Origin of the sequence: Amycolatopsis sp. NPDC051371 (assembly GCF_040682155.1) — a bacterium.
GTDB lineage: Bacteria > Actinomycetota > Actinomycetes > Mycobacteriales > Pseudonocardiaceae > Amycolatopsis.
This window is the reverse complement of the sequence record NZ_JBFBAG010000035.1, coordinates 99,621-126,443: the sequence shown is the minus strand read 5'-3', so window position 1 is coordinate 126,443 and position 26,823 is coordinate 99,621. Positions and strand designations below refer to the sequence as shown.

25 protein-coding genes are annotated in these 26,823 nt (G+C 71.1%); 14 read left to right on the top strand and 11 right to left on the bottom strand.

The window, feature by feature from the left end; translation table 11 throughout:
* Window positions 1-99 precede the first annotated feature (99 nt).
* On the top strand, window positions 100-1,236 hold the full coding sequence (locus AB0M59_RS35860) for a CaiB/BaiF CoA-transferase family protein (protein WP_364624315.1): 1,137 nt from the start codon (window positions 100-102) through the stop codon (window positions 1,234-1,236).
* Here AB0M59_RS35860 and AB0M59_RS35855 read toward each other — a convergent pair.
* On the bottom strand, window positions 1,233-1,775 hold the full coding sequence (locus AB0M59_RS35855) for a GNAT family protein (RefSeq protein ID WP_364624313.1): 543 nt from the start codon (window positions 1,773-1,775) through the stop codon (window positions 1,233-1,235). The two genes, AB0M59_RS35860 and AB0M59_RS35855, sit on opposite strands and share 4 nt — an antisense overlap.
* A gap of 254 nt (window positions 1,776-2,029) precedes the next feature.
* Window positions 2,030-2,803 carry a crotonase/enoyl-CoA hydratase family protein gene (locus AB0M59_RS35850; protein WP_364624312.1) on the bottom strand — a complete coding sequence of 258 codons (774 nt, stop codon included), beginning with the start codon at window positions 2,801-2,803 and terminating at the stop codon, window positions 2,030-2,032.
* Between the two features lie 135 nt (window positions 2,804-2,938).
* Here AB0M59_RS35850 and AB0M59_RS35845 point away from each other — a divergent pair, with 135 nt between their 5' ends.
* From AB0M59_RS35845 to AB0M59_RS35825, 5 genes are all read left to right on the top strand, one after another.
* On the top strand, window positions 2,939-3,094 hold the full coding sequence (locus AB0M59_RS35845) for a hypothetical protein (protein WP_285483651.1): 156 nt from the start codon (window positions 2,939-2,941) through the stop codon (window positions 3,092-3,094).
* 361 nt (window positions 3,095-3,455) lie between these two features.
* On the top strand, window positions 3,456-3,938 hold the full coding sequence (locus AB0M59_RS35840) for a helix-turn-helix transcriptional regulator (protein ID WP_364624311.1): 483 nt from the start codon (window positions 3,456-3,458) through the stop codon (window positions 3,936-3,938).
* A 118-nt stretch (window positions 3,939-4,056) separates the two neighbouring features.
* Entirely contained in the window at window positions 4,057-4,971 is a 915-nt protein-coding gene (locus tag AB0M59_RS35835; RefSeq protein ID WP_364624309.1) for a lytic murein transglycosylase, read from the top strand.
* A 208-nt stretch (window positions 4,972-5,179) separates the two neighbouring features.
* Window positions 5,180-5,530 (top strand): hypothetical protein, encoded by a 351-nt coding sequence (locus AB0M59_RS35830; protein ID WP_364624321.1) that lies wholly within the window; start codon window positions 5,180-5,182, stop codon window positions 5,528-5,530.
* 10 nt (window positions 5,531-5,540) lie between these two features.
* Entirely contained in the window at window positions 5,541-5,885 is a 345-nt protein-coding gene (locus tag AB0M59_RS35825) for a DUF3817 domain-containing protein (protein WP_364624307.1), read from the top strand.
* On the opposite strand, the gene AB0M59_RS35820 is transcribed toward AB0M59_RS35825, so the two are convergent.
* A complete protein-coding gene (locus tag AB0M59_RS35820) occupies window positions 5,863-7,287 on the bottom strand; it encodes an MFS transporter (protein ID WP_364624305.1) in 1,425 nt (474 codons plus the stop codon). The two genes, AB0M59_RS35825 and AB0M59_RS35820, sit on opposite strands and share 23 nt — an antisense overlap.
* A 135-nt stretch (window positions 7,288-7,422) precedes the next feature.
* Here AB0M59_RS35820 and AB0M59_RS35815 point away from each other — a divergent pair, with 135 nt between their 5' ends.
* Window positions 7,423-7,977, top strand: a complete 555-nt coding sequence (locus AB0M59_RS35815) for a TetR/AcrR family transcriptional regulator (protein WP_364624303.1) — start codon at window positions 7,423-7,425, stop codon at window positions 7,975-7,977.
* Between the two features lie 27 nt (window positions 7,978-8,004).
* Here the strand turns inward: AB0M59_RS35815 and AB0M59_RS35810 are convergent, their stop codons facing one another.
* On the bottom strand, window positions 8,005-9,597 hold the full coding sequence (locus tag AB0M59_RS35810; RefSeq protein ID WP_364624301.1) for a cation acetate symporter: 1,593 nt from the start codon (window positions 9,595-9,597) through the stop codon (window positions 8,005-8,007).
* The gene (locus AB0M59_RS35805) at window positions 9,594-10,031 is read right to left on the bottom strand and encodes a DUF485 domain-containing protein (protein ID WP_364624299.1); all 438 of its coding nucleotides are present in this window, start codon (window positions 10,029-10,031) and stop codon (window positions 9,594-9,596) included. The genes AB0M59_RS35810 and AB0M59_RS35805 overlap by 4 nt, the downstream gene beginning before the upstream one ends.
* Window positions 10,032-11,042: 1,011 nt before the next feature.
* On the opposite strand from AB0M59_RS35805, the gene AB0M59_RS35800 reads away from it, so the two are divergent.
* Genes AB0M59_RS35800 through AB0M59_RS35785 form a run of 4 tightly spaced genes read left to right on the top strand, consistent with a single transcriptional unit; the run spans window position 11,043 to window position 17,085 of the window.
* Window positions 11,043-15,320 carry a nitrate- and nitrite sensing domain-containing protein gene (locus tag AB0M59_RS35800; RefSeq protein ID WP_364624319.1) on the top strand — a complete coding sequence of 1,426 codons (4,278 nt, stop codon included), beginning with the start codon at window positions 11,043-11,045 and terminating at the stop codon, window positions 15,318-15,320.
* A complete protein-coding gene (locus tag AB0M59_RS35795; protein WP_155542171.1) occupies window positions 15,317-15,769 on the top strand; it encodes a roadblock/LC7 domain-containing protein in 453 nt (150 codons plus the stop codon). The genes AB0M59_RS35800 and AB0M59_RS35795 overlap by 4 nt, the downstream gene beginning before the upstream one ends.
* Window positions 15,770-15,776: 7 nt before the next feature.
* Window positions 15,777-16,493 (top strand): DUF742 domain-containing protein, encoded by a 717-nt coding sequence (locus tag AB0M59_RS35790; RefSeq protein ID WP_364624297.1) that lies wholly within the window; start codon window positions 15,777-15,779, stop codon window positions 16,491-16,493.
* Between the two features lie 28 nt (window positions 16,494-16,521).
* A complete protein-coding gene (locus AB0M59_RS35785; protein WP_155542172.1) occupies window positions 16,522-17,085 on the top strand; it encodes an ATP/GTP-binding protein in 564 nt (187 codons plus the stop codon).
* Between the two features lie 217 nt (window positions 17,086-17,302).
* Here AB0M59_RS35785 and AB0M59_RS35780 read toward each other — a convergent pair whose 3' ends face one another.
* Genes AB0M59_RS35780 through AB0M59_RS35770 form a run of 3 tightly spaced genes read right to left on the bottom strand, consistent with a single transcriptional unit; the run spans window position 17,303 to window position 18,700 of the window.
* Window positions 17,303-17,953, bottom strand: a complete 651-nt coding sequence (locus AB0M59_RS35780; RefSeq protein WP_364624295.1) for a DUF899 domain-containing protein — start codon at window positions 17,951-17,953, stop codon at window positions 17,303-17,305.
* Window positions 17,950-18,381 carry an SRPBCC domain-containing protein gene (locus AB0M59_RS35775; RefSeq protein WP_364624293.1) on the bottom strand — a complete coding sequence of 144 codons (432 nt, stop codon included), beginning with the start codon at window positions 18,379-18,381 and terminating at the stop codon, window positions 17,950-17,952. Before AB0M59_RS35775 ends, AB0M59_RS35780 begins: the two co-directional genes overlap by 4 nt.
* Window positions 18,374-18,700: a metalloregulator ArsR/SmtB family transcription factor gene (locus tag AB0M59_RS35770; protein WP_364624317.1), complete on the bottom strand. Its 327-nt coding sequence runs from the start codon at window positions 18,698-18,700 to the stop codon at window positions 18,374-18,376. Before AB0M59_RS35770 ends, AB0M59_RS35775 begins: the two co-directional genes overlap by 8 nt.
* A 140-nt stretch (window positions 18,701-18,840) precedes the next feature.
* Here AB0M59_RS35770 and icmF point away from each other — a divergent pair, with 140 nt between their 5' ends.
* Window positions 18,841-22,074, top strand: coding sequence for a fused isobutyryl-CoA mutase/GTPase IcmF (gene icmF / locus AB0M59_RS35765; RefSeq protein WP_364624291.1), 3,234 nt, complete (start codon window positions 18,841-18,843; stop codon window positions 22,072-22,074).
* On the opposite strand, the gene AB0M59_RS35760 is transcribed toward icmF, so the two are convergent.
* Both AB0M59_RS35760 and AB0M59_RS35755 read right to left on the bottom strand, forming a co-directional pair.
* Window positions 22,071-22,349 (bottom strand): hypothetical protein, encoded by a 279-nt coding sequence (locus AB0M59_RS35760; protein ID WP_364624289.1) that lies wholly within the window; start codon window positions 22,347-22,349, stop codon window positions 22,071-22,073. The two genes, icmF and AB0M59_RS35760, sit on opposite strands and share 4 nt — an antisense overlap.
* Window positions 22,346-23,047 carry a class I SAM-dependent methyltransferase gene (locus tag AB0M59_RS35755; protein WP_364624287.1) on the bottom strand — a complete coding sequence of 234 codons (702 nt, stop codon included), beginning with the start codon at window positions 23,045-23,047 and terminating at the stop codon, window positions 22,346-22,348. Before AB0M59_RS35755 ends, AB0M59_RS35760 begins: the two co-directional genes overlap by 4 nt.
* Before the next feature lie 76 nt (window positions 23,048-23,123).
* Between AB0M59_RS35755 and AB0M59_RS35750 the strand changes: the two genes are divergently transcribed.
* Window positions 23,124-23,954: an LLM class F420-dependent oxidoreductase gene (locus AB0M59_RS35750; protein ID WP_364624285.1), complete on the top strand. Its 831-nt coding sequence runs from the start codon at window positions 23,124-23,126 to the stop codon at window positions 23,952-23,954.
* Window positions 23,955-23,961: 7 nt separating this feature from the next.
* Here the strand turns inward: AB0M59_RS35750 and kstR are convergent, their stop codons facing one another.
* Window positions 23,962-24,600, bottom strand: a complete 639-nt coding sequence (gene kstR / locus AB0M59_RS35745; RefSeq protein ID WP_286003426.1) for a cholesterol catabolism transcriptional regulator KstR — start codon at window positions 24,598-24,600, stop codon at window positions 23,962-23,964.
* Window positions 24,601-24,741: 141 nt separating this feature from the next.
* Here kstR and AB0M59_RS35740 point away from each other — a divergent pair, with 141 nt between their 5' ends.
* Window positions 24,742-26,802, top strand: a complete 2,061-nt coding sequence (locus tag AB0M59_RS35740; protein WP_364624283.1) for an acyl-CoA dehydrogenase — start codon at window positions 24,742-24,744, stop codon at window positions 26,800-26,802.
* Window positions 26,803-26,823: the final 21 nt, after the last annotated feature.

Genomic DNA, 26,823 nt, shown 5'->3' with positions numbered 1-26,823 from the left:
GACTCACGCGTCCAGGACCTACGAGTGCTCACCTGCCGGCCGGCTACCACCAGGAGTGTGCCGGATAGCTCACTCCCAGAACTGATTAGGACCTCGGACATGAAAGCAGGTCCGCTCAGCGGCCTGAAGGTGGTGGAGCTCGCGGGTCTCGCGCCCGGGCCCTTCGCCACGATGATCCTCGCCGACCTCGGCGCCGACGTCGTCCGCGTCGACCGCGCGCAGCCGGGGGAGGACGTGCTCGGCATCCAGACCGACCCGCTCGCCCGCGGCCGCCGGTCGGTCGGCATCAACACCAAGACGCCCGAAGGCGTCGAGCTGGTGCTGAAGCTGTGCGACACCGCCGACGTCCTCATCGAGGGCTTCCGTCCGGGCGTCGCCGAACGGATCGGGCTCGGCCCGGACGTCGTCCACGCCCGCAACCCGCGGCTGGTCTACGGCCGGATGACCGGCTGGGGCCAGGACGGCCCGTTGGCGAAGGCGGCCGGGCACGACATCAACTACATCGGCATCGCCGGCGCGCTCGAGCCGATCGGGCGCGCCGGGGAGCGGCCGGTGCCGCCGCTCAACCTGGTCGGCGACTTCGGCGGTGGTGGGCTGCTGCTGGCGATGGGCGTCCTGGCGGCGCTGTACGAACGGAACACGTCCGGCCGCGGCCAGGTCGTCGAGGCGTCGATGGTCGACGGCGCCGCGCTGCTCACCACGAGCCTGCACGGCATGGCCGCCGCCGGGCTCTGGGGCGGGGACCGCGGTGACAACATGCTCGACGGCGGCGCCCCGTTCTACGACACCTACGAGACCGCGGACGGCAAGTACGTCGCCGTCGGCGCGATCGAGATGCGGTTCTGGGGCGACCTGGTGAAAGTCCTCGAGCTCGACCCGGAGTCGCTGCCGCTGCACGTGGACAAGACGCAGTGGCCTCGTCTCCGCGAAATCCTGGCGGCGGCGATCGGCAAGCACACGCGCGACGACCTCGTCGCGCGCGCCGAAGGCACCGACGCGTGCCTGACGCCCGTCCTGGCGCCGGGCGAAGCCGCTTCGCACCCGCACAACTCGGCGCGCGGAACGTTCGTCGAGATCGGCGGCATGGTCCAGCCCGCCCCGGCGCCGCGGTTCGACCGCACCCCGCCGGAGACGCCCGAAGCCCCGCGCGCCAAGGGATCCGACACCGAAGCCGTGCTCGCCGAGCTCGGCGTCACGGACCTCGGCGCCCTGCGTTCGGCGGGCGCGATCGCCTAGTTCATCGCCTGGTTCTCCGCCAGGTCGGAGCGAACGACCGAGTAGACGACGTGGTCGCGCCACTCGCCGTCACGGAAGCCGTAGCCGCGAAGAACGCCTTCGCGGGTGAAGCCGGCTTTCTCGAGCGAGCGCTGTTCGGCGCGGTTGCCGGCCTCGGTCGTCGCTTCGACCCGGTTGAGCTGGGTGTGGGCGAAGAGGTACTGGACGAGCAGCCGCTGGGCTTCGGTGCCGTAGCCGTGGCCGCGCGCTTCCGGCGCCAGGACGAGGCCCATGTTCCAGCAGTAGGACGTCGACCCGGTGCGGCTGCGGTGCCACGAGACGAGACCGAGGACGCGGCCGCCGAGTGTCGGCACGAGCATGCCGGTCTCGGCGGTGAGCATGCCGGTCTCGTGCCAGCGGCGGCGCAGGTAGCCGGGATCGTGCCAGCCGAACCACTGGTGCTCCCCGGCGGCGACGGGATCGTTGGTCAGCCGTTCCAGGAGGTCGAGATCGCCTTCGGCCACGGGCCGGAGCACGACTCTCGGAACATCGTCGTCCATCGGGCGACCTTATCGGCCGCTTGACCGGAATCGCCCCGGCACGGGGTGATCCACCCGGTCGAAGCATCCGCCGTGACTGAGCGGGCATCACCCGTGATCAGGCAGGCATCACCCGTGATCGGACGGGCATCACCCGTGATCGGACGGGCATCAGCCGTGATTGCGCGGGCATCGGCGTGATGCCTCCTCAATCACAGGTGATGCCCCTCCAAGCACGCGTGATGCCCCGCTGATCACGGGTGATGCCCCGCTGATCACGCGAAACTGCCGTGCCGGCCCTCTCCGCCCGCGAACCGGGCCGCGCCGTCGACCGCCTCCGCCGCCAGCACCCCCGCGCCCATCGCCGCCCGGAACTCCGCCGCGAGCGCGTCCTCTTCGGACATGCCCCACTGCTCGAGCGCGGAGAGCCGGTCGCCGCGCAGGCACGCCTGCGGGAACGCCGCGATCTGCCGCGCCAGCTCCTGCGCCGCGGAAACCGCTTCGCCGGCCGGTACGAGCCGGTTCGCCAAGCCGATCTCCAGCGCTTCGGCCGCCTCGACCGGCCGGCCCGTCAAGATCAGGTCCATCGCCCGCGACTGGCCGACCAGCCGCGGCAGCCGGACCGTGCCGCCGTCGATCAGCGGCACTCCCCAGCGGCGGCAGAACACCCCGAAGACCGCCGTGGCGTCCGCGACCCGCAGGTCGCACCACAGCGCCAGCTCCAGCCCGCCCGCGACGGCGTGCCCGTGGACCGCCGCGATCACCGGCTTGCCGAGCCGCAGCCGGGTCGGGCCCATCGGGCCGTCCCCGTCCGGGTGGGTGCGGTTCACCCGGTCGGTGCCGATCGCCTTGAGATCCGCGCCGGCGCAGAACGCGCCACCCGATCCGGTGAGGACCGCGACGGCGGCATCGGGATCGGCGTCGAACTCGCGGAACGCCTCGGCGAGCTCGGCCGCGGTCGGCCCGTCGACGGCGTTGCGGGCGGCCGGGCGGTCGATGGTGATCGTCGTCACTTCGCCGTCCCGCTGGACCAGCACGTTCCGGGTCATCGCCGCTCCTCGGGGCCGCTCAGGGTGATCGGGGGTTGATCAGGGTGTCTTCGGGGCACGCCTTCCCTAGAGTATTGGCGTGGCCACTCCCAGGACGGGGACGGCGAGCCGGGGAGGAAGCGCATGTCGAGCGGCATGAAGAAAGTTCTCATCGTCGGTGTGGTGGCGCTCGTGCTCTTCTTCCTGATCACCCAGCCCACGCAGTCCGCGGACTTCGTGCACCGCGTCCTCGGCTGGCTCAAGGACGGCGCCGAAGCGATCGTGACGTTCTTCCGGTCGCTCTTCTCCTGACCACCGAAAACGCTCTGACCGGCGCCGCGACGGGCGGCGCCGGTCGTCACCCTGTGTGTTAACGGACGGTAAATCACTGAGTGTCACGAATCTCGGATTTCGGACCGAACACTCGACCATCCGGGTGGATTGCAGCCGAAAACGCGCAGGTCGGCGAATTCGTGCCTGCCGGGGTCTGGCGAAGGAGACCGCCCCGGCCCTACGGTGCTCACATTGCGTGATCGGGTGGTTCGCCCTCCCCCCGGAGACCCCCGGTACGCAGGCAGTTTCCACTCAGCAAGGTGCAGGTTGGTGCGTGCGGCACCACCGCGTGGGACAGGTGTCAGGGCCTGTCCGTCGGGGACCTACATAGGAGGCAGGGATGACCGGAGATCCCGGAGTGGACGCGCTGATCCGGCAATGGGCCGCGGAGCGCGAGCAGACCCCCGAAGAGCAGGAGGTCGACCGCATCGCGTCCGCGTGGCTGGCGGACGCGCCCCCACAGGCTCCGGGTATCCCCGGCCAGCGAGCTCGGGGCGGGCAGCAGCGCTTCGTTCCCGTCGAGTCGGCCGATCCCGGCTACCTCGACGCGATGCGGCGCCGGCTGCCGGAAGTGCCGGAAGAGCTCCTCACCGCCGCCGCGGGCTGGTGGCAGATGGTCGGCGGCGTCGCCGAGGCCGAGGAGTGGTGGGACGCCGGTCTCAGCCCGCTCGACCAGCGGGCCCTCGACTACCGGGCGGCCGGACTCGCGCCGTCCGACCTGAGCCGCCGGCTCGGGCCGATGACCGTTCTGCAGCACCTCCGCCGCGGCAGTGCCCCGGCCTGGTGCGTCGCGCGCCTCGCGCGGCAGCAGAAGTCCGCCTGACCCCTTCCACACGGCCGGGTGAACCGGCGTGGTGAGACGATCGCGACGACCCGCGTAACGCTAACCTGCGCGGGCTCGTTGACACTTCGTCGACACCACGCTGGAGGACCGGAGTTTCGTGCGCACCAGGACCGGAAAGAACGAGGACGACCCGATCGACGCGAGCGTCGAGGAAGCCGCCCCCGCCCCACCGGCACCGGCGCCGCGCTCTTCCGGCGTGGCTGTGCTCACCCGGCTGATCGTGGTCCTCGCCGTGCTGGCCGTGGCCGGCGGCGGGATCTGGCTCGTCACCCGCGCGTCGACGCCGGAGGCGAGCCCGCTCACCACCGAAATCCCCGCCCTGCAGGTCAAGGCGGCCGACGTCCGCCCGGGGTCGGTCGCACCGGCCGGCGGCGCCGTCGCGGGCGGGGCCGAGCAGCAGACTTCTCCCCAGCGGGCCCGCAGCACCGGTCCGGCGACGCTGTCCCAGTGGGCGAGCCAGGTCGCCGCGGCGACCGGCGTCCCGGCGCGGGCGCTGCAGGCCTACGGCAACGCGGAGCTGGCGATGCGCGCGGACCAGCCGAAGTGCCGGATCTCCTGGGCGACGCTCGCCGGCATCGGCCGGATCGAGTCCAACCACGGCCAGTACGCGGGCGCGGTGCTCGGCGCGGACGGCCGCCCGTCCAAGCCGATCGTCGGCGTCCCCCTCGACGGTTCCGCGGGCGTCCAGGCGATCGGCGACACCGACGGCGGCCGCTACGACGGCGACGCCGGGGTCGACCGGGCGGTCGGGCCGATGCAGTTCATCCCGAGCACGTGGCGCAAGTGGGCGTCCGACGGCAACGGCGACGGCCTCGGCGACCCCCAGCAGATCGACGACGCGGCTTTGGGGGCGGCGCGATACCTGTGCGCGGGCGGGCGGGACATGGCGAGCCCGTCGGGGTGGTGGGCGGGGATCCTGTCGTACAACAACTCGACGGAGTACGCGCAGAAGGTGTTCGGCTTGGCTGACGGGTATGCCAAGGGCGCGCAGTCGGTGCGCAAGCAAGGCTGAAACCGGGTAGTCCACAGGCAAGGGCGAATGTGGACAACCCGTGCGTGATCGCTCGCGAATCCGAGGACTGTCAGCGGCCGCCGATAGACTGGACTCGGGGACGCCCCCCAGGAGAGGGCGGGGGCCGGGCTTCTCTCAGTGGGCCAGTGCTAGCGTCGAGGCCGTGCCAGCTTCCCCTCCGCCGGCGGCTTCCCCCTGGGGACGCCGGATCGCGATCGTCGCGACCAGCCTGGTGAGCCTGCTCGTCTGCTGCGGGCTCGCCTGGTGGCAGTGGGACCGCTTCACCTCGGCGAACGGCACCTTCCAAAACCTCGGCTACGTCCTGCAGTGGCCGCTGTTCGGGCTCTTCCCGGCCTTCATGTTCTGGCGGATCCGCCAGCTGAAGCACAAGGCCGACGCCGAAGGGCCCCCGATCGAAGAGCCCGAGGTGCCCGCTCCTCGCCCCCGCCCCGACGCCGTGAAAGCGCCGCAGCCGGAGACGGACGAGGACGAGGAGCTGGCCGCGTACAACCGTTACCTGCGCGAGCTGAACGCCCGCGACCAGCAGGCCGCAGAGTGAGGACGTCCCGATGACCACCAGCACCGAAGGTGCCGCCCAGACCGCGGTGCCGCTCACCGGCCCCCTGGTCCGGTTCCGCACCGCCGCCTACGTCACCGGCGTCGGCCTGCTCGGCCTCTGCTTCGTGATGGTGCTGCGCTACGGCTTCGACAACCCCACCCCGTCGGCGATCTACTCGCCGATCCACGGCGTGCTGTACATGATCTACCTGGTGCTGACCATCGACCTGGCGATCAAGGCCCGCTGGTCGATCAAGGGCACCGTGCTCGTGCTGCTGGCCGGCTGCGTCCCGTTCGTCTCGTTCCTCGTCGAGCGCCGGGTGACGCACCGGGTCAAGGCCGGGCAGAAGCTGTAACCCGCCGGAACGTCAGCGCCACCAGGAACGTGCAGGCCGCGAACACCGCGGCCGTCGCGAACGCCGACGTCATGCCGTCGACGACGAGCTGAGCTCCCGTCGCGCTCGACGAGCGGGTCGCCGACCCGAACACCGTGATCAGGATGCCCAGCCCGAGCGTGCTGCCGACCTGCTGCATCGTCTGCAGCACGCCGCCCGCCGCGCCCGCGTCCTCGGTCGGCACGGTGGCCATCACGATCACGTTGAGCGGCGCGAACGCGAGCCCGCCGCCGAGTCCCATCAGCAGCAGCGGCCCCAGCAACGCGGGGAAGTACGTGCTGTCCGTCGTGAGCAGCGCGAGCCAGGCCACACCGGAGACCATCAGCAGCGATCCCGTGATGGCCAGCGGCTTCGGGCCGTAGCGCGGGAGCAGCCGCGGGACGAGCCGGCTCATCGTGAAGATCAGCGCCGCCATCGGCAGGAACGCGAAGCCGGTCGCCAGCGCGGCGAAGTGCCGGATGTCCTGCATGAACTGGGTCAGGAAGAAGAACATCGACATCATGGCCATCGGGCCGAGGAAGAAGTTGACGTAGGCCGCGCTGCGGTTGCGGTCGGCGAACAGCCGGAGCGGGACCAGCGGCATCGCGGTGCGGGCCTCGATCGCGACGAACGCGGTGAGCAGCGCGAGGCCGCCGGCGAGCGAGCCGAGCGTCACGGGGTTGCCCCAGCCGTCGGACGCCGCGTGGGTGAAGGCGAACACGAGCGAGCCGACGCCCAGGGTGCCGGTGATCGCGCCGGGCAGGTCGAGGTGCGCGGGCCGGCGTTCCGGTTCGGGCACGAACCGCGGCGCGAGCAGCACGATCGCGAGGCCGAACGGGACGTTGATGAACAGCGCCGCGCGCCACGAGATCCACTCGGTGAGCAGGCCGCCGACGATCAGGCCGATCGCGAACCCGCCGCTGGACATCGCGGAGAACAGCGCGAGCGCCCGGATGCGGGCCTTGGTCTCGGAGAACGTGGTCGTGACCAGGGCCAGCGTGCTCGGACCGGCCATGGCGGCGCCGACGCCCTGCAGGACGCGGGCGGCGATGAGCAGCGTGGCGGAGTCGGCGAGGCCACCGGCCAGCGACGCGAGGGTGAACAGGGCGGTGCCCGCGACGAACATCCGGCGCCGGCCGAACAGGTCGCCGGCGCGGCCGCCGAGCAGCAGGAGGCCGCCGAAGACCAGGCTGTAGGCCGTCATCACCCAGGACAGGCCGGTGGCCGAGAACCCCAGGTCGGCCTGGATGCGCGGGAGCGCGACGTTCATCACCGTGGCGTCGAGGATGAGCATGAGCTGGCAGGTCAGGATGATCGCGAGGATCAGCCCGCTGCGGCGGGCCGGGGCAGGCTCGACCGCACGATGGATCGTTTGCTGGGACAAGGGATACTCCCCCGAGGAGTAAGAGAAGAAGCGGAGATGTTCTCCGCTTGGGTACGATCCGATAATATGGAGAGTGTCTCCGGATGCGCAAGTGAATTCGGAGAATCTCTCCGGTTAAGTGGCGAGGAGGCCGGGATGCCGGGCATCGAGCGTCCGATGCGCGCGGACGCGAAGCGCAACTACGAGCGCATCGTCGCGACGGCGAACGAGCTCTTCACCGCGCATGGCGCCGACGTGCCGTTGGACGACATCGCGAAGAAGGCCGGGGTGGGGGCGGGCACGCTGTACCGGCACTTCCCGACGCGCGAAAAGCTGTTCGAAGCGGTCTACCGCGACGAGATCGAGGTGCTCGCCGACCGCGCGTACGTCCTGCACGAGGAGCTGCCGCCGTGGGAGGCCCTCGAGGCCTGGCTGAGGGAGCAGGTCACCTGGGTCGTGGAGCGGCACAAGCTGGCCACGATCCTCAAGGAGTCGATCGACTCGGGCTCGGAGACCTTCCAGTACTGCCAGATCCGGCTGCGTGAGGCGGTCGGCGTGCTGGTCGACGCGGCCGCGGGCCTGATCCGGCCCGACGTCGCGGGGCCCGACGTCCTGCGGCTGGGGCACGGCGCCGGCATGGCGGTGCGCAACTGCAGCCCGGAGGACGGCGAGCGGGTGTTCACCGTGATCCTGGACGGCCTGCGCGCGTGACGCAGGCCGCCCGGATCGTTCGGCGGCTCAGCTGCCGATCCCGGTGAGGGACCGGACCTCCATCTCCGCTTGCTTCTCCAGGTCCGCCTTCGGCTTGCCCACGAAGGTGCCGACGAACCCGCAGAGGAACGAGAACGGGATCGACACCAGGCCCGGGTTCTTGAGCGGGAACCAGGCGAAGTCGATGCCCTTGATGATCGCGTCCGGGTCGCCCGAGACGACCGGCGAGAAGAGCACCAGCAGCAGGGACGCGATCAGGCCGCCGTAGATGCCCCACAGCGTGCCCGTCGTGTTGAACCGCTTCCAGAACAGCGAGTACAGCAGCGTCGAGAGGTTGGCCGACGCCGCGACCGCGAACGCCAGTGCGACGAGGAACGCGATGTTCTGCCCGTTGGCCAGCACGCCGCCGACGATGGCCAGCGCCCCGACCGCGATCGCGGTCAGCCGCGCCACCCGGACCTCGTCCGCGGGCTCCGCCTTGCCGCGCTTGAAGATGTTCGCGTAGACGTCGTGGGCGAAGGACGCCGACGCGGTGATCGTCAGCCCGGCCACCACCGCGAGGATCGTCGCGAACGCCACCGCGGCGATGATGCCCAGCAGCAGCGTCCCGCCGACGTGCAGGGCCAGCAGCGGCGCCGCGGAGTTCTCCCCGCCGGGCGCGGCCTTGATCTCGTCCGCGCCGACCAGCGCGGCCGCGCCGAAGCCGATCACCAGCGTGCACAGGTAGAACAGGAACATGCAGGCCGTCGCCCACACCACCGAGCGGCGCGCTTCCCGGGAGTTCGGCACCGTGTAGAAGCGCATCAGGACGTGCGGCAGGGCCGCCGCGCCGAGCACCAGCGCCAGGGCCAGCGACACGAAGTCGAGCTTCGTGGTGCTGTTCTTGCCGTACGAGCCGCCCGGCTCCAGGAGCTTGTCGCCGAGCGGGCTGTTCTCGGCCGCCGAGGAGAGCAGGTTCGAGAACGAGAAGCCGAACTTGCCGAACAGGAACACCGTGAGCAGCGCGCCGCACAGCAGCAGGATGGTCGCCTTGATGATCTGCACCCACGTGGTGCCCTTCATCCCGCCGACCAGCACGTACAGCACCATGACCAGGCCGACGACGCCGATCACCAGCGCCTGCCCGAGCTTGGAGTGGACGTTCAGCAGCAGCGCCACCAGGCCGCCGGCGCCGGCCATCTGCGCCAGCATGTAGAAGAAGGAGATCACCAGCGTCGACGTCGCCGCCGCCGCGCGGACCGGGCGCTGCTTCATCCGGAAGCTCAGGACGTCGCCCATCGTGAAGCGGCCGGTGTTGCGCAGCAGCTCGGCGATCAGCAGCAGGTCGACCAGCCAGGCGACGAGGAAGCCGATGGAGTAGAGGAAGCCGTCGTAGCCGTGCATCGCGATGGCGCCGGCGATGCCGAGGAACGACGCCGCCGACAGGAAGTCGCCCGATAGCGCGATGCCGTTCTGGCGGCCGGTGAACGCGCTGCCCGCGGCGTAGTAGTCGGCCGTCGAGGAGTTCCGGCTGCTGGCCCGGTAGACGACGTAGAGCGTGATCGCCACGAACAGGGCGAACACGGCGGTGTTGACGAGCGGGTTGCTGGCCGGGGTGCCCTCGGCGGCGAGCGCGGTCATCGGCGGGTTCCTTCCGGCAGGCCCGCGCGGGCCCGAAGCTCGGCTACGCGCGGGTCGACCTGACGCCGCGCGTAGCGCAGGTAGAGCCAGGTGACCAGCGCGGTGCTGGCGAACTGGCCGAGCCCGAGCAGGATGCCGACGTTGACCTGGCCGAACACCTTGGTGCTCATGAAGTCGTGCGCGTACGCGGCGAGCAGCACGTACGTCATGTACCAGGCGAAGAAGGCCAGGCTCATCGGGAAGACGAACGCCCGGAACCGCCGTCGCAGCGAGACGAACTCGCGGCTGGCCTGGATCGCGGGGTAGTCGGGACCCGAGCGGGGGACGGGCCGGCGGTGCTGGCTCTCGGACGGGCGGTCCCCGGTGAACAGGGCCGGCATCTGGCCGGTCTCCTCGAGGGGGTTGCCCGCCGCGGGGCGCGCGACGTCGTACATGTGGGTTGCCTCCGGCAGAGTGCCTCCGTGGCGGCGGGCTCCGGGCGTCTGCGGACAGGGTGCCGGGCCGCCCTTGCGGACTGCGAGACGAACATCGTAACTAGGCCGTCCGGCGGAACTCGACGGCGGCCGGTCGGTCCCGGGCCCACAGGCGGCGAGGTATTCGATTTCCTGTCGAAAGCGTCGAATGGAGCAGTGCTACATGATCACGGGCAGATCACCCGTAATGATGAAAAGAATTGTGACGCCACGTTGTCGCATCCGGCGGATGCTGCGGCGAACGAGCTAATCCGGTCGTGGGTCGATCCGCGCTGGTCACGCGGAGTGTCCGTGAGCGCTCACATCGCCCCGGAGAGTGTCGCCCGGCTGCGGGCGTGGCGGTGAAGATCCACTGGTCAGCAGGCAGTCTCGAAAGAAATCACCAGGTCGGGGCATGGTGGAGGGCAACGCCACAACATCGGGCACATCTTGAGACTTGACCCACCCGATGGGGGTACAGAGTGTAGATCGTCCGAGCTACTATGCTGCCCTGCATGGGCTAATCGGGTGACGGCCGGATGCCTGGGTGAGACGCGTCCGGTAACCAGGATTCCCTCTTCGGGGGCTGTGAGGTCGAATGTCGGGGGCTGTTCTCGGTCCGGACAGCCCTTTCCGCAGGTCAGCGCCGGAGTGGGGAACAAAATTGACCGTCCGGGTGCCGGGGGTACGATTCTTTGGCCCAGCTGACCGCAGCGATCGATTGGCACCGATAAAGTTGATCTCGACGACCGTGCAGAACGCAAGTTGCGCCGTGCACGTGCACTGTCCCTTGCACGGGACGGCGGGACGACGCTTGAACGGGTGCGCGGTGGGCCGGGCGGCCGGGGACGAGCGAGGGCACCGGGGACGCGGCAAGGCGCGGGCGGCACGACCGTCCGGCGGCCCGTCGCGAGCCGGGACGCCGCGCCGCCGACGCGGATCCATGACGCCGGACAGGGAGTCACTCACGTGACCGTTGCAGGAGAAGGTCAGGTGCCCGTGGGGGAGCTGCTCGGCCGAGCACCCCGGCGGTCCAAGGGCAAGGACGCGTGGCGCGCCCTGGTGCGCTGGCGCGACTGGAGCCTGCCCGTCAAGCTTTCGGCCGTCACCGTCGTCCCCATCGTGCTCGCGCTGGTCCTCGGCATCACCACGATCGCCGGCCAGGTCGGCCGCTCGGACGAGTACCAGCGGCTCGACCGGCTCGTCGCGCTCGGCGGCCAGACCCGCGCGCTCACCGGCGCGCTGCAACAGGAGCGCACGGTCACCGCGGCGATGCTGACCGACGGCACCGTCGGCGGCACGCCGGCGCTGGCCGCGGCCCGCAAGGTCACCGACACCGTGGTCGGGCCGTTCACCGCGGCGCAGGCCCGCGCGTCCGCGGTCGAGCCCGGCGTGGCGGGGGCCGCCGGCGCGGCCACCGCACAGGTCAACAACCTCGGCTTCCTCCGCCGCCAGGTCGACGGCGGCCAGCTCGACCCGGCCCAGGCCGTCACCGCGTACTCGGGGATCACCGGTTCCCTGATCGGCCTCGACACCGCCGCGACGGCGGGCGCCGGCGACGGCACCCTCGGCGGCACGCCCGCCGGGCTGCACGAGCTGCTCGTCGCCGGCGAGCAGGTGTCGGTCAGCCAGGCACTGGTCTCCTACGGCATCGCCCGCTCCGCGTTGTCGCCGAGCGAGCTGGCCACGCTGCGTGCGGCCGAGTTGCGGCTGGCCGACCGGCTCATCGATTTCCGCTCCGCGGCGGGCGACACGCTGCAGCGCGACTTCGCGGCGATCGCCGAGGGCACGCAGGCGCAGAGCCGGGCCCGGATGGTCGAGTCCGTGCTGAACGCGCAGGGCACCACGGTGGACGACGCCTTCCGCGCCCTGTCGGCGGCCGACTGGAACACCGCGTCCGCGGCGATGCGGACGCAGATCAGCCAGGTCGCCGACCGGCTCGGCGCGTCGGCGTCGGCCACCTCGGAGCAGCTGGTCGACGACGCCAGCAGCGGCGCCGGCCTGCTCGCGGTGCTGCTGTTCGCGGCGATGGTGCTCGCCGTCGCGGTCGTCTTCCTCATCACCCGGCAGCTGCTGCGCTCGCTGAAGACGCTGCGGCGCAGCGCCCTCGACGTCGCCGAGACCGCGCTGCCCGAGGCGGTCCGCAACATCCAGGAGGGCCGCGCGCAGGGCACGGCCGTCGTGCCGGTGCCGGTGCGGACCGAGGACGAGGTCGGCGAGGTGGCGCGGGCCTTCGACAAGGTGCACCACCAGGCGCTGCGGCTGGCGACCGAGCAGGCCGCGATGCGCACCGGTTTCGGCAGCGTCTTCGTCAACCTGTCGCGGCGCAGCCAGAGCCTGGTGCAGCGGCAGCTGCAGCTGATCGAGCAGCTGGAGCGGGACGAGGAGGACGCCGACCAGCTGGCGACGCTGTTCCAGCTCGACCACCTCGCCACCCGGATGCGGCGCAACAACGAGAACCTGATGGTGCTCTCCGGCGCCGAGCCCGGCCGCCGGTCCGGCAAGCCGGTCGGCACCACCGACATGCTCCGCGCCGCCGTGTCGGAGATCGAGCAGTACCAGCGGGTCCAGGTCCAGCCGCCGCCCCCGGCCCGGATCGTCGGCTACGCCGCGAGCGACCTGATGCGCCTGGTCGCCGAGCTGCTGGACAACGCGACGGCGTTCTCCGCTCCGGAGACCAGCGTGACCGTGGCGTCGCGGCTGGGCGAGGACGGCTCGCTCAACGTCGACATCCTCGACAAGGGCATCGGCATGAACGAGGCCGAGGTCACCGAGGCGAACACCCGGCTGACCGAGGCCGGGTCGGTCGACCTGGCCACGTCGCGCCGAATGGGCCTGTTCGTCGTCGGCCGGCTGGCCAGCCGGCACCGGATCGGGGTGTCGCTGCACGGCGGCAAGGACATCGTCGGCGTCCGCGCCACGGTCGTCGTCCCGGCGGAGCTGGTGATGCCGGTGACCGACGGCCCCACGACCGGCCGGATCGGCGGGCCGCGGCAGTCCCCGGCGAGTCCCGCGATGGGCAACCAGCTGCCACGCCGTCAGGTCAACGGCAACTCCCGGCCGCGGCCGATGGTCCCGGAGCAGCCGGCGATGGGGGAGGAGCGCTGGCCGTCGGCGAGCGACCTCGCCGGGCTGACGAACGGCCACGGCCCGGCCGGCGTCCGGCCGCCGTCGGACCTGGAGATCTCCGGGACGGACCTGTTCGCGCCGCTGCCGAAGGACGACCCGGCCCCGCCGCCGCGGCCGACGCTGCCGCCGGTCCCCGCGGTGCTGCCGGTGCCGGACCCGCCCCGCGCCGGCGACCTGCCGTCGGGCAAGGACCTGTTCTCCGCCAACGAAACGACGCTGAGCGACTGGTGGCAGCAGGCGACCGCCGAGCCGGAGCCGGCCCCGGCGCCCAAGCCGGCACCGGACCTCTCCGAGACGACGCCGATCTTCGACGAGATGCTGTCGGCGTGGTTCCGCGAGGACAAGCCCGCCGAGAAGCCGGCCGCCGCCGAGGTTTCGGACGCGGAGCCGGCCGCCGCGGAAGAAGCCGCTCCGGCCGCCGCGGAAGAACGGCGAAGCTGGGACTTCGCGAGCGACGAGAACTTCCGCACGGTCCAGGCGGTCACGAAGTCGGAGCCGACGGCGTTCACCGAGGCGGGCCTGCCCCGCCGCAGGCGCGGCGAGCAGCTCCTGCCGGGCAGCGCGACGCCCACCCCGGCGATCCCGGCAGCCCCGGCGCCGGCCCCCCTCCCCGTCCGCGACCCGGCGGACGTGCGCGGGCGGCTGAGCAGCTTCCAGCAGGGCGTGACCCGGGGCCGTCAGCAGACTCGCCGGGCGGCGAACCAGCAGGCGCCGGCTCAGCCGGGGTCGGCTTTCCAGCCGGATGGCCAGCAGCAGGATTCGGCGGGTTCGCAGCAGGGTTCGGCGTTCCAGCCGGAAGGGCCGGCGGCGGGTTCGCGGTCGGAGTCGGGTTTCCAGCCCGGTGGGCAGGAGACCCCGGCGGGTTCGCAGCAGGGGTCGGCATTCCAGCTCGATGGCCGGCAGGCTGCGGCGGATTCGGCGTTCCAGCCGGATGGGCAGCGGCCGACTGTGGCGGGTTCGAGCGTTCAGCATGATGGGCAGCAGGCTTCGGCGGGTTCGCAGCCGAGTTCAGCGTTTCAGCCGGACGGGCAGCGGTCGGCTTCGGTGGGTTCGCAGCCGGGGTCCGGCGTTCAGCATGATGGGCAGCAGCAGGCTCCGGCCGACCCGCAGCAGGGAGCGCCCGCGGCCGCGGCTCAGCCGGATGCCGCTCAGCAGCAGGCGCAAGCACTCCGGCCGGGCGCTCTGCGCCGGCCGGGACGCCCAGCGCCCGCTCCCCAGCCGAACGGCCTGCCGCAGCGGGGTCAGCGAGGAGCTGCGGCCGCGCAGCAGCCTGGCGCAGTCACGCCGAACGGCCTGCCGCAGCCGGGCCGGCAGGCCCCGCGCCCGGGCGCGACGGCACCGCAGCAACCGGCCGCCTTCCAGCCGGGCGGCTTGCCGCAACCGGGCCAGGCCCCCGCGGCTCAGCCGGGCGACTTCCAGCAGCCTGGGCAGCACGGTTCCCTGGCGCAGCCGGGCACTTTCGACCAGCCCGGGCAGCAGGGTGCTGGGCAGCCCGGCGCCCACAGCGCCCCTGCGCAACCCGTCGACCTCCACCACTCCGGGCAGCAGGGTGCCCCGGTGCAGCCGGGCGCTCTCGACCCGTCCGGGCAGCGGGATGCCGCGGTGCAGCCCGGCGCCCTCCAGCCGGGTGACCTCGACCCCACCGACCTCCAGCCCACCGATCCCCAGCCGGAGACCGCCGAGCCCGCCGCTCACCACGAGCCCGGACCGCTGCCGAGCCGCCGGCCGCGGCCGTCTCCGGCCTTCCAGGAGGCGGACAGCCGTCCCGCGGAGGCGCCCTCGGCGCTGCCCTCCCGCCGGGGTGCCGGGGCGCCGGAAACTCCGGCTCCGCGCCGGGAAGAGTCCGCGGTGGAGGCCACCGCCGAGTGGAACTTCGGCACCGATGACGGCTGGCGGGCGGTGCAAGCGGTGTCCCAGTCGGCACCCGCCACGTTCACTTCGGCAGGATTGCCCCGGCGCCGTCGCGGGGAACAGCTGCTCCCGGGCAGCGCCGGACCGCCCACCGGGGCCACGGCCCCCCGACCACAACGGGACGCACACGACGTGCGCGGCCGCCTGCGAAGCTTCCAGCAAGGCATCGAACGCGGACGACACCGCACCGCGCGGGCCGAGACCAACCACGAGACACTGGAGGGCGAATGACCTCGCCGAGTAGCGCACAGCCGCCGCAAAATCAGTTCGGCTGGCTGATCAACGACTTCGCGGAGCGGGTGCCCGGCGTGGCCCACGCCGTGGTCGTCTCGGCGGACGGCCTGCTGCTGAGTGCTTCCAACCGGCTGCCGCTCGACCGGGCCGACCAGCTCGCCGCGGTCGCCTCGGGCCTGGTCAGCCTCACCCAGGGCGCCGCCCGGTGCTTCGAGGCCGGGGCGGTCAACGAGACCGTCGTCGAGATGGAGCTGGGGATCATGGTGCTGATGTCGATCAGCGACGGGTCCTGCCTGGCCGTGCTCGCCGCTCCGAACTGCGACATCGGGCAGGTCGCCTACGAGATGACGATGCTCGTCGACCGGGTCGGCCAGATCCTGACCCCGGAGCTGCGCGCCCAGCTTCAGGGCTCGGGTGGGTCGCTGATCGGCGAACCGGTGGGATGATGGCGCGATGAGCACGGGGTCCGGATTCGGCGGCGAACCACCCGAGGGGCAGCGGCCCCCCGGGAGAGAGGACGACGGCACGTTCGCCGACGTCCTCAACGGGTTCACCCTGGATTCCGGCCGTGCCCGTCGGAAGCGCAAGAAGAACAAGGAGTCCCCGCCAACCCCGGCCGCCGGTGCGCACGCGGCCGCGGAACCGCCGGCGCCCGCGCCGTCGGCCGACCAAGGAGATCGAGTGACCTCTTTAGTCTCTCCACCCGGCAGTACCGACGGGGACAGCCCCAGACCAGGCGGTTTGTTCGATCCGGGCCCGCCCAGCGGCGAATTCATCATGCCCGCGGTGTTCGAGCAGCCGCTCGCGCCCGAAGATCAGACGGCGATCGTCCGGCCGTACGCTTTGACCGGCGGCCGCACCCGGGCGAACTACGCCCTGGAGCTGGAGACACTGATCTCCGCGAAGGACTACGCTGCCACCGGTGGCTTCCCCGAGGTGGCCGCGGAGCAGATCGAGTGCATCTCGATCATGGAAGAGTGCCGGACCCCCCGTTCGGTCGCCGAGCTCGTGTCGGCCTTGCGGGTGCCTTTGGGCGTGGCCCGGGTGCTGATCAGCGACGCGGCCGACGCAGGGCTGGTCACGGTGCACAAGACGATTACGGGCAATGACGGCGCCGAGGCACATCTGGTGTTGATGGAAAGGGTTTTGAGTGGACTCCGTCGGCTTTAAGGCACCGCGGGACACCGCGCCCCCGACCATGACATCCGCCAAGATCGTGGTGGCGGGCGGTTTCGGAGCGGGGAAGACGACCTTCGTCGGGTCGGTGTCGGAAATCGTGCCGCTCACCACTGAGGCGATGATGACCGACGCGAGCGTCGGCGTCGACAACCTCGACCACACGCCGGGCAAGTCGACGACGACGGTGGCGATGGACTTCGGCCGGGTGTCGCTGGACGCGGACCTGATCCTCTACCTGTTCGGCACGCCCGGGCAGCAGCGGTTCTGGTTCATGTGGGACGACCTGGTCCGCGGCGCGATCGGCGCGGTCGTGCTGGCGGACACCCGCCGGCTGGCCGACTCGTTCGCGCCGATCGACTTCTTCGAGGACCGCGGCCTGCCGTACATCGTCGGCGTCAACACGTTCGACGGCGTGCTGGAGCACGACATCAACGACGTGCGCGAGGCGCTGTCGATCGACCCGAACATCCCGATCGTCCGCTGCGACGCCCGGGACCGCGAGTCGACGAAGCAGACGCTGATCACGCTGGTCGAGTACGCGATGCGCCAGTGGATCGCGCTGCGGGCGGCCAAGAGCCGCTGACGCCGTCAGGGCCCGGGGGAATCCCGGGCCCGGCGACGCTCACGCTCGCCGCCGGCGCAGCAGCACCCGTCCGTCGAACGTGCGCGACTCGACCAAGTCCAGGCCGAGCCGCGCCGTGCCCTCGGCGAACGGGCGTTTCTCGGCGGTCGGCCAGCTCCTTCGAGTGGCCCGACAGCTCGGGCCCCATCTCGGGAGGACACGGCCGTCCGGAGAACTCTCAGTACTCGTCGTGGCGGCGCCACCAGGCGCCCGGCCCGTCGTCGCCGCGGCTGTCCTCTTCCCACGCCTCCTGGCGTCCCAGCGGCGTGACGTCGAGGTAGCGGTGCGAGGCCAGGAACATCTCGCCGCCGCGGCCGGAGGTGAAGTACGTGCGGTAGACGTCGTCGCCGTCGCGCAGGAACACGCTCACGCCGAACCCCATTCCGACGCCGCAGTCCTCGGTGAACCCGGTGCCGTGCGCGGACACCCACGGAACTTCCCAGCCCATCCGCGCCCGGTACCGCTCGATCTCCGCCAGGGTCGCCGGCGCGACGATCTTGAGCGTGACGTCGCGGGCGTGCAGGTGGGCGAGGTGCGGCATGTTGTCGACGAGCAGGGAACAGCCGGGGCAGCCCGCGTCGTCGCCGGGGTGCAGCATGAAGTGGTAGACGATCAGCTGGCGGCGGCCCTCGAACAGGTCGAGCAGGCTGACCGGGCCGGCCGGGCTTTCGAACGGGTACTTCCCGTCGAAGCGGACCATCGGCAGCCGGCGGCGCTCAGCGGCGAGGCGGTCGGCCGCCTTCATGTGCTCCTTCTCCTTGACCAGCAGCGCGTCGCGCGCGGCCTGCCATTCTTCCGGCGACACGATCTGGGGCAGGGTGGCGGTCATCGGTCGTCCTTTCCTCGGATGAAACCGGTCAGGTTGTCGAAGCTGGACGTCCAGCCTTCGTGGTGGCCGTCGCGCTCGGAGGCGGTCGGGAAGCCGGTCTGGGTGAAGGTCATCTCGGTCTTGCCGTCGAGGTCGGTGAAGCCGATCGTCACGAGCGTTTCCTGCCCCTGGGCTTCCCAGGCGAAGGTGAACACGAGCCGTTCGGGGATGTCGACCTCGCGGTAGACACCGTGCATCCAGTGGTCTTCGCCTTCGGGGGAGCGGATGCACGCTCGCCAGCGGCCGCCCGGACGCGGGTCGACGGTGACGGCGCAGCAGGTGAAGGTGCGCGGACCGAACCAGCTCGCCAAGTGGTCCGGTCGGATCCAGGCGTCGAAGACGAGCTCGCGAGGCGCGTCGAACACGCGCGTGATGGTCAGGTCAGGCATCGCCGGTCAGGCTCCTCAGGTGTTCCTCGAGGCGGTCGAACCCGCCGTCCCAGAACTGCCGGTAGGTCGCGACCCAGTCGGCGACGTCTTCCAAGGGTTTCGCCTCCAGCCGGCAGGGCCGCCACTGACGCGTGCGGCCGCGGGTGATCAACCCGGCCTGTTCCAGCACCTTCAGGTGCCGCGAAATCGCGGGCAGGCTCATGGTGAACGGCTCGGCGAGCTCGTTCACCGTCGCTTCGCCGGCGGACAGCCGGGCGAGGATGGCACGCCGGGTCGGGTCGGCGAGCGCCGAGAACGTGCGGCTCAACTGGTCAGTCATCATTTCAGCACCTTGTTAATTAACGGACTCGTTAAACATAGCGTCGAGCTGGACGATGTCAAGTTCTCCTGGATGGCCCTGAGATCCGCGTCACGAGCCCTCGGGTTTCCAATAGTAGGAAGTCCAAGTATTTTGAAGGGATGAGCAGTGAGCTGTACCGCCCCGCGCACCCCGTCCGGTTCGTCACGGCGTCGAGCCTCTTCGACGGTCACGACGCGTCGATCAACATCATGCGGCGGATCCTGCAGTCGCAGGGCGCGGAGGTCGTCCACCTCGGCCACAACCGGTCGGTCGACGAGGTCGCCACCGCGGCCATCGCCGAGGACGTCCAGGGTGTCGCCATCTCCGCTTACCAGGGCGGGCACGTCGAGTACTTCTCCTACCTGGTCGAGCTGCTGCGCGAGCGCGGCGCCGGCCACATCAAGGTCTTCGGCGGCGGGGGCGGGGTGATCGTGCGCGAGGAGATCGACCTGCTGCACTCGCGCGGCGTCGCCCGCATCTTCTCGCCCGAGGACGGCTACGAGATGGGCCTGCCGGGCATGATCAACCTGATGATCAAGGCCTGCGACGTCGACCTCGCGGCCGAGGCCCCGGCGCTGGACAAGGTGCTCTCCGGTGACGTCGCCTCACTCTCGCGCGTCATCACCCAGCTGCAAGCGGAAAAGCTGCCCGGCGAGCTGCTGGCCGGCATCACCGAGGCCGCGGGCAAGCGCGAGGTGCCGGTGCTCGGCATCACCGGCACCGGCGGCTCGGGCAAGTCGTCGCTCACCGACGAGCTGATCCGTCGCTTCCGCCTCGACCAGGAGGACAAGCTGCGGATCGCGGTGCTCGCCGTCGACCCGTCGCGGCGCAAGGGCGGCGGCGCGCTGCTCGGCGACCGCATCCGGATGAACTGCCTCGACGGCTCTCCGGTGTACTTCCGCTCGCTCGCGACGCGCACGACGTCCGGCGAGATCCCGGCCGGGCTGAGCGAGGCGATCCAGGCCTGCAAGGCGGCCGGGTACGACTTGGTGATCGTCGAGACGCCGGGCATCGGCCAGGGCGACGCCGGCATCGTCGACTTCGTGGACGACTCGCTGTACGTGATGACGCCGGAATTCGGCGCCGCGTCACAGCTGGAGAAGATCGACATGCTCGACTTCGCCGATGTCGTCGCCATCAACAAGTTCGAGCGCCGCGGTGCCGAGGACGCCCGCCGCGACGTCGCGCGCCAGCTGGTGCGCAACCGCGAAGCCTTCTCGCAGGGCCCGGAGGACATGCCGGTCTACGGCACGAGCGCGGCGAAGTTCAACGACGACGGCGTCACCGCGCTGTACCAGCACTTGCGCGGCTTGCTCGCCGAGCGCGGGCTGACCGTTTCGGCCGGCACGCTGCCGCGGGTCGAGGGCAAGGTCTCGACCGACGCGAGCACGATCATCCCGGGCAACCGGTCCCGCTACCTGGCCGAGATCTCCGACACCGTGCGCGGCTACCACACGAAGACCGCGCAGCAGGTCGCCGCGATCCGCAAGCGCGAGGCCCTGGCGCTGGCCAAGGCGGAACTGTCCAAGGTGGACGCGTCGACCGACGCGCTGGACGGCCTGCTCACCGCCGCCGAGTCCGATGTGGACGGCGAGTCGACAAAGCTCCTCGAGCGCTTCCGGGCACTGGCGGAGGAGTACCGCCAGGACGAGCTCGTCGTCAAGATCCGCGACAAGGAGCTGCGTACGCAGCTGTGGCGCGACACGTTGTCCGGCAACCGGATCCCGCGCGTCGCCCTGCCGCGCTACGCCGAGTCCGGTGAGCTGCTGTCGTTCCTGCGCCGCGAGAACCTGCCGGGCTACTTCCCGTACACCGCCGGCGTTTTCCCGTTCAAGCGGGACGGCGAGGACCCCGCGCGGATGTTCGCGGGCGAGGGTGACGCGTTCCGCACCAACCGCCGGTTCAAGATGCTCTCGGCCGACTCCGAGGCCAAGCGCCTCTCGACCGCCTTCGACTCGGTGACGCTCTACGGCCACGACCCGCACACCCGGCCCGACATCTACGGCAAGGTCGGCACCTCGGGCGTGTCCATCGCCTCGCTCGAGGACATGAAGGTCCTCTACGACGGCTTCGACCTGACCGCGCCGAACACGTCGGTGTCGATGACGATCAACGGCCCGGCGCCGACGATCCTGGCCTTCTTCCTCAACACCGCGATCGACCAGGGCGTCGAAGCGTTCAAGGCCGAGCACGGCCGCGAGCCGTCCGAAGCCGAGGCCGCCGAGCTGCGCGAGTGGGCCTTGAAGAACGTGCGGGGCACCGTGCAGGCCGACATCCTCAAGGAGGACCAGGGCCAGAACACCTGCATCTTCTCCACCGAGTTCAGCCTCCGGATGATGGCCGACATCCAGGAGTGGTTCATCGAGCACGGCGTCCGCAACTTCTACTCGGTGTCGATCTCCGGCTACCACATCGCCGAGGCCGGGGCGAACCCCATCTCGCAGCTGGCGTTCACGCTGTCGAACGGCTTCACCTACGTCGAGTCGTACCTCGCGCGCGGCATGGACATCGACGACTTCGCGCCGAACCTGTCGTTCTTCTTCTCCAACGGCATGGACGCGGAGTACACGGTGCTCGGCCGGGTGGCGCGGCGGATCTGGGCTGTGGCCATGAAGGAGCGCTACGGCGCCAACGAGCGGTCGCAGAAGCTCAAGTACCACGTGCAGACGTCCGGGCGGTCGCTGCACGCGCAGGAGATGAGCTTCAACGACATCCGCACCACGCTGCAGGCGCTCTGCGCGCTCTACGACAACGCGAACTCCTTGCACACCAACGCGTTCGACGAGGCGATCACGACGCCGTCGGAGTCGTCGGTGCGCCGCGCGATGGCCATCCAGATGATCATCAACAAGGAGTGGGGCCTGTCGAAGAACGAGAACCCGCTGCAGGGTTCGTTCGTCGTCGACGAGCTGACCGACCTGGTCGAGGAGGCCGTGCTGGCCGAGTTCGACCGCATCTCCGAGCGCGGCGGCGTGCTCGGCGCGATGGAGACGGGCTACCAGCGCGGCAAGATCCAGGACGAGTCGATCCTGTACGAGCGCAAGAAGCACGACGGCTCGCTGCCGATCGTCGGCGTCAACACATTCCGCAACCCGCGCGCGGGCGAGGACGACGTCGAGGTCGAGCTGGCCCGCGCGACGGAGGACGAGAAGAAGTCCCAGCTCGCTCGGCTGGCGGACTTCCAGCACCGCCACCACGAAGAGGCCCAGCAGGCGCTGAAGACGTTGCGCGAAGCGGCGACTCGCGGCGGCAACCTGTTCGGCGTGCTGATGGACGCGGCGCGGGTGTGCTCGCTGGGGCAGATCACGGAGGCGTTCTTCGAGGTCGGCGGGCAGTACCGCCGCAACGTCTAGAGCCGCACCCGCAGGTACGCCCGGTCGTCGAAGGAGTTCGCGGCCGGGCGCAGGCCCTTGGTCTCGGGCGGGTCGATCATCAGCGGGTCGCGCGCGAGCCGGGCCGCCAGCAGGTGCCCGGCGACGGCTCCGGCGAGCTCGGCGCCGTCCGGGCCGGTGTCCCACGGCTTCTTCGTCGCACCGTCGGCGACGCCGAGCACGTGCTCACCCAGGACCAGCCGGTCGGCGCACGGCTCGTCGCCGGCCCGCGGCACCACCGACGTCTCGACGATCACCCCGCCGAACGTACGGCCTTCAGCTGCCACACGGGAACCAGCACGCGGCCGTCCTCGTCGGTGCCCAGCCGGTCCAGGCCGGCGGGATCCACGTTCAGCATCGTCCGGACGCTCAGCTTCAGCTCCTCCGTCGTCATCGACGTCGTGTACAGCGTCGGCTCGAGCCGCTCGATCGTCCAGTCCTTCCCGACGGTCTCGCGCAGGTTGGCCTCGCTGATCAGGTACGGCGCCGGGAACGCGTCCGGCACCTCGGGGGAGAAGGCGAACAGGTGCAGCCGCGCGCCGGGGCGCGTCGCCCGCGTCAGCGCGGCCAGGTATGCGCGGCGCCCGTCTTCGTCGAGGCAGTGGTAGAGCGCGCTGTCGAGAACCGTGTCGAAGCGGCCTTCGTGGCCTTCGAGCTTCGTCGCGTCGGCGACCGCGAACTCGATGTCGAGCCCCTTCGCGGCGGCACGCGAGCGGGCCTGCTCGACCGCCGACGGCGCGCCGTCCAGGCCGGTGACGTGCACCCCGCGCGAGGCGAGGAACGCCGAGTTGTCGCCGAGGCCGCAGCCGATGTCGAGCACCTCACCGGTGAACTCGCCGGCGTCCACCAGCGCGACGACCGCGGGCTGCGGCGCGCCGATGTCCCACGGCATCTTCCGGCCCATCGGGGTGGCGCCCTGGTACAGCTCTTCGAAGTCGACGTCCTGTACGTCCATCACTGCCCCCTTATTCAACGTATGATGAGATCACTCCATCGTGCACCCCCTGTCAACCCGGTGGTAGTGATTGAGTATGAAATTCGGGATCTCGACGTTTGTGACCGACGAAGGCATCCGGCCGGACGTGCTGGGTGCGGCGCTGGAGGAACGCGGCTTCGACTCGCTGTTCCTGGCCGAGCACTCGCACATCCCCGTCAGCCGGGAAACCCCGTACCCGGGCGGGGGTGACCTGCCGGAGAAGTACAAGCGCACGCTCGACCCGTTCATGGCGCTCACCGCGGCGGCCACCGCGACGTCGGAGCTGCTGCTCGGTACCGGCATCGCGCTGCTGATCCAGCGCGACCTGATCCACACCGCCAAGGAGGTCGCGTCGCTCGACCTGGTCTCCGACGGGCGCGCGCTGTTCGGCGTCGGCGTCGGCTGGAACCGCGAGGAGATGCGCAACCACGGCACCGACCCGAAGACCCGCGGCGCGCTGATCGACGAGCAGCTGGCCGCGCTCAAGGAGATCTGGACGAAGGACGAGGCCGAGTTCCACGGCAAGCACGTCGACTTCGCCCCGATCTACGCCTGGCCGAAGCCGGTGCGCAAACCGCACCCGCCGATCTACATCGGCGGCGAGAGCGAAGCGGCGCTGAACCGTCTCGCCCGCTACGGCGACGGCTGGCTGCTGCGCGGCCACACGCACTTCGACGAGGCGAAGCGCGTCCGCGGCTGGCTCGCCGACCAGGGGCGGTCCGACGTGGAGTTCGCGGTCTTCGGCGGCGACACGAAGGGCAAGGTGATCGACGGCTTCCGCGAGGCGGGCGTCGAGCGCTACACGTTCCTGCTCGAGACGTTGCCGGAAGCCGAGACGCTCAAGGCGCTGGACGAGCTGGCGGAAGTGGCCGCCGCCCACCGCTGACGAACGGCTACTTGTCCAGCAGCAGGTGCACCGACAGTTCGAGGCGGTTGGCGACGTCGGCCGCCGAGGCGCGGCGGGTCACCCAGGCCACCAGGTTCGCCATCCAGACGTCCGCGACGACGTGGAAGATGTCGCGGTCGGCCTCGGTCGGCTCGGAGATGCCCATGGCCTGGGCGAACATGTTCTCCATGAGCCGCCCGACCTGCTCGACCTCGGCGGCGGCGGACGTGTCGGCGAACATGAACGCGCGAACCATCGCCTCGGTCAGGTGCGGGTCGCGCTGCATCAGGCGGGTGTTGCGGCCGAGCACGAACATCAGCCGCTCGGCCGGCGTCTCGCCGGGGATGGCCTGGCGTTCCAGCTTCTCCTGCGCGCGCTCGAACTCGCGCGCGAGGCCGGAGACGAGCAGGTGGATCTTGGACGGGAAGTACCGGTACAGGGTGCCCAGCGCGACGTCGGCCTTCTCGGCGACCGCGCGCATCTGCACGGCGTCGTAGCCGCCCTTGGAGGCCAGGGCGAGGGTGGCGTCGATGATCCGGCGACGGCGGTCGCGCTGGGCGGCCGAGCCGAGTTCGTCGGCTCCGATCGCGCTCAGGCCGTTCCCGCGTGCCTTCGCCGGCGCTTTGGCTTTGCCGGGCATCGGCATTCCCCCGTCCTTCGGAACTTGTTCCAGTTCACGACGTAGAGTACCTGTCCTGGCGAAACGTTCAACAATCGACCCACTGGCCGAAAAACTGTAACACGTTCTACACTCGCGAGTAGTGTCCCGTACCGCGAGGAGACCCCGATGCCGGTCGCGCTCACCGAGGAACAGGCCGCGCTGGCCGAGGCGATCCACGCCTGGTCCGCCGCGCACCATCCGCGAGAGGCGGTGCGCGCGGCCGAAACCGGTCCGGCGGCCGGGATTTCCGCCGGCTTCGCCGGACTCGGCCTGTTCGGCGTCGCCCTGCCCGCCGCGGCCGGCGGCGCCGACGGCACCCTCGCCGACCTGGCCGCCGGTCTCGCCGCGGCGGCCGAAGAACTTGTTCCCGGCCCTGTCTTGAGCACCGCGCTCGGCGGCCTCCTGCTGGCGGAGGTGCCCGAAGCGAAGGAGCTGCTTTCCGCCGTCGCCGAGGGGGAAGCCACGGTCGCGGTGCTGCTGGACGCGCCGTCGCTCGACGACGGCGTCAGCGGACCGGTGCCGGGAGCCACTGCCGAGTCGTGGCTGGTGGTGCCGGTCGAGGGTGGCCACGTGCTGCTCGCGCCGGGGACGGCCGGGGTGACCGTCGAGCCGCTGACGCCGTTCGACTTCTCGCGCCCGCTGGCGCGCGTCCGGTTCTCCGGCGTCCGTGCCGATCCGCTGACCTTGCCGCCGGTCGCTCCCTTGGCGGTGATTTTGTCCGCGGCCGAAGCCGCGGGGGTGGCGCGGCGCTGCCTGACCGTCGCCGTCGAGTACGCCAAGGTCCGCGAGCAGTTCGGCAAGCCCATCGGCGGGTTCCAGGCGATCAAGCAGCTGTGCGCCGAAATGCTTTGCCGCGCCGAAGCGGCCGAGGCGCTGGCCTGGGACGCGGCTTCCGGGCAGCACCCGCTGTCGGTGGCGAGCGCGGCCGTCGTCGCCCTCGACGCGGCCGTCGCCAACGCGAAGGACTGCATCCAGATCCTCGGGGGCATCGGGTTCACCTGGGAGCACGACGCGCACCTCTACCTGCGCCGGGCCGTAGCGTTGCGGCAGTGGCTCGGCGGCTCCGGGCCGTGGCGGCGTCAGGCGGCTTCGCTGGCTCTCGCCGGGACCGAGCGGACGCTGGGCGTCGACGTCGGGGACGACCCCGCCTTGCGCGACGAGGTGGCGCGGATCGCGGCGCTTTCCGGTTCTGAGCAGCGGGTCGCTCTGGCCGACGCGGGACTGCTGACGCCGCACTGGCCGGCGCCGTTCGGACGCGGGGCCGACGCGGCGGAGCAGCTGCGGATCGACGGCGCGCTCGCCGCGGCCGGTGTCCGCCGTCCTGACCTGGTGATCGGCGCGTGGGCGGTGCCGACGATCCTGGAGCACGGCAGCGACGAGCAGCGTTCCCGGTTCGCCCGGCCCACCCTCCGTGGTGAGATCACGTGGTGCCAGCTGTTCAGCGAGCCGGGCGCCGGGTCCGACCTGGCGGCGCTGCGGACGGCCGCCCGGCGCGTCGACGGCGGCTGGCGGCTGACCGGGCAGAAGGTGTGGACGTCGCTCGCGCGCGAAGCCGACTGGGGGATCTGCCTCGCGCGCACCGACCCGGACGTGCCCAAACACAAGGGGATCACGTACTTCCTGGTGGACATGCGCGCCGAGGGCATCACGACCCGGCCGCTGCGGGAGATCACCGGCGAGGCCGTGTTCAACGAGGTGTTCCTCGACGACGTGTTCGTCCCGGACACCGACGTCGTCGGCACGCCGGGCGGCGGCTGGCGGCTGGCGCGCACGACCCTGGCCAACGAGAGGGTTGCCCTCGGGAGCGGATCCGCGGTAGGGGAGAGCGTGCAGTCGCTGGTGTCCACAGTGGACGCCTCGGCCTTGGACGACGTGGCCTTGAACCAGCTCGGTTCGCTGGTGGCTTTCGGAGTGGCGGGTTCGGTGCTGGACCTGCGGGCGGCCCTGCGCCGGCTGGAAGGGCAGGACCCGGGCGCGGAGTCGAGTGTGCGAAAGCTGCTCGGGGTGCAGCACCGGCAGGAGGTCGCGGAGTTCGCCCTGGAGCTGGCGGGCGCGGGTGCGCTGGTCGCCGGCGGTCCGGCGCAGCACGAGTTCCTGCTGACGCGCTGCCTGTCCATCGCGGGCGGCACGACGCAGGTCCTGCGGTCCCTGACCGCGGAACGGCTCCTGGGCCTGCCGCGCGGCTGATGCCCCGCCAATCACGCGAGA

What these genes read in the sequence shown, in the direction of transcription:
- AB0M59_RS35860 (WP_364624315.1), top strand. Translation starts at nt 100, where the DNA reads ATGAAAGCAGGTCCGCTCAGCGGCCTGAAGGTGGTGGAGCTCGCGGGT.
- AB0M59_RS35855 (WP_364624313.1), bottom strand. Translation starts at nt 1,775, where the DNA reads ATGGACGACGATGTTCCGAGAGTCGTGCTCCGGCCCGTGGCCGAAGGC.
- AB0M59_RS35850 (WP_364624312.1), bottom strand. Translation starts at nt 2,803, where the DNA reads ATGACCCGGAACGTGCTGGTCCAGCGGGACGGCGAAGTGACGACGATC.
- AB0M59_RS35845 (WP_285483651.1), top strand. Translation starts at nt 2,939, where the DNA reads ATGAAGAAAGTTCTCATCGTCGGTGTGGTGGCGCTCGTGCTCTTCTTC.
- AB0M59_RS35840 (WP_364624311.1), top strand. Translation starts at nt 3,456, where the DNA reads ATGACCGGAGATCCCGGAGTGGACGCGCTGATCCGGCAATGGGCCGCG.
- AB0M59_RS35825 (WP_364624307.1), top strand. Translation starts at nt 5,541, where the DNA reads ATGACCACCAGCACCGAAGGTGCCGCCCAGACCGCGGTGCCGCTCACC.
- AB0M59_RS35815 (WP_364624303.1), top strand. Translation starts at nt 7,423, where the DNA reads ATGCCGGGCATCGAGCGTCCGATGCGCGCGGACGCGAAGCGCAACTAC.
- AB0M59_RS35810 (WP_364624301.1), bottom strand. Translation starts at nt 9,597, where the DNA reads ATGACCGCGCTCGCCGCCGAGGGCACCCCGGCCAGCAACCCGCTCGTC.
- AB0M59_RS35805 (WP_364624299.1), bottom strand. Translation starts at nt 10,031, where the DNA reads ATGTACGACGTCGCGCGCCCCGCGGCGGGCAACCCCCTCGAGGAGACC.
- AB0M59_RS35795 (WP_155542171.1), top strand. Translation starts at nt 15,317, where the DNA reads ATGACCTCGCCGAGTAGCGCACAGCCGCCGCAAAATCAGTTCGGCTGG.
- AB0M59_RS35790 (WP_364624297.1), top strand. Translation starts at nt 15,777, where the DNA reads ATGAGCACGGGGTCCGGATTCGGCGGCGAACCACCCGAGGGGCAGCGG.
- AB0M59_RS35785 (WP_155542172.1), top strand. Translation starts at nt 16,522, where the DNA reads ATGACATCCGCCAAGATCGTGGTGGCGGGCGGTTTCGGAGCGGGGAAG.
- AB0M59_RS35780 (WP_364624295.1), bottom strand. Translation starts at nt 17,953, where the DNA reads ATGACCGCCACCCTGCCCCAGATCGTGTCGCCGGAAGAATGGCAGGCC.
- AB0M59_RS35775 (WP_364624293.1), bottom strand. Translation starts at nt 18,381, where the DNA reads ATGCCTGACCTGACCATCACGCGCGTGTTCGACGCGCCTCGCGAGCTC.
- AB0M59_RS35770 (WP_364624317.1), bottom strand. Translation starts at nt 18,700, where the DNA reads ATGACTGACCAGTTGAGCCGCACGTTCTCGGCGCTCGCCGACCCGACC.
- icmF (WP_364624291.1), top strand. Translation starts at nt 18,841, where the DNA reads ATGAGCAGTGAGCTGTACCGCCCCGCGCACCCCGTCCGGTTCGTCACG.
- AB0M59_RS35755 (WP_364624287.1), bottom strand. Translation starts at nt 23,047, where the DNA reads ATGGACGTACAGGACGTCGACTTCGAAGAGCTGTACCAGGGCGCCACC.
- AB0M59_RS35750 (WP_364624285.1), top strand. Translation starts at nt 23,124, where the DNA reads ATGAAATTCGGGATCTCGACGTTTGTGACCGACGAAGGCATCCGGCCG.
- kstR (WP_286003426.1), bottom strand. Translation starts at nt 24,600, where the DNA reads ATGCCGATGCCCGGCAAAGCCAAAGCGCCGGCGAAGGCACGCGGGAAC.
- AB0M59_RS35740 (WP_364624283.1), top strand. Translation starts at nt 24,742, where the DNA reads ATGCCGGTCGCGCTCACCGAGGAACAGGCCGCGCTGGCCGAGGCGATC.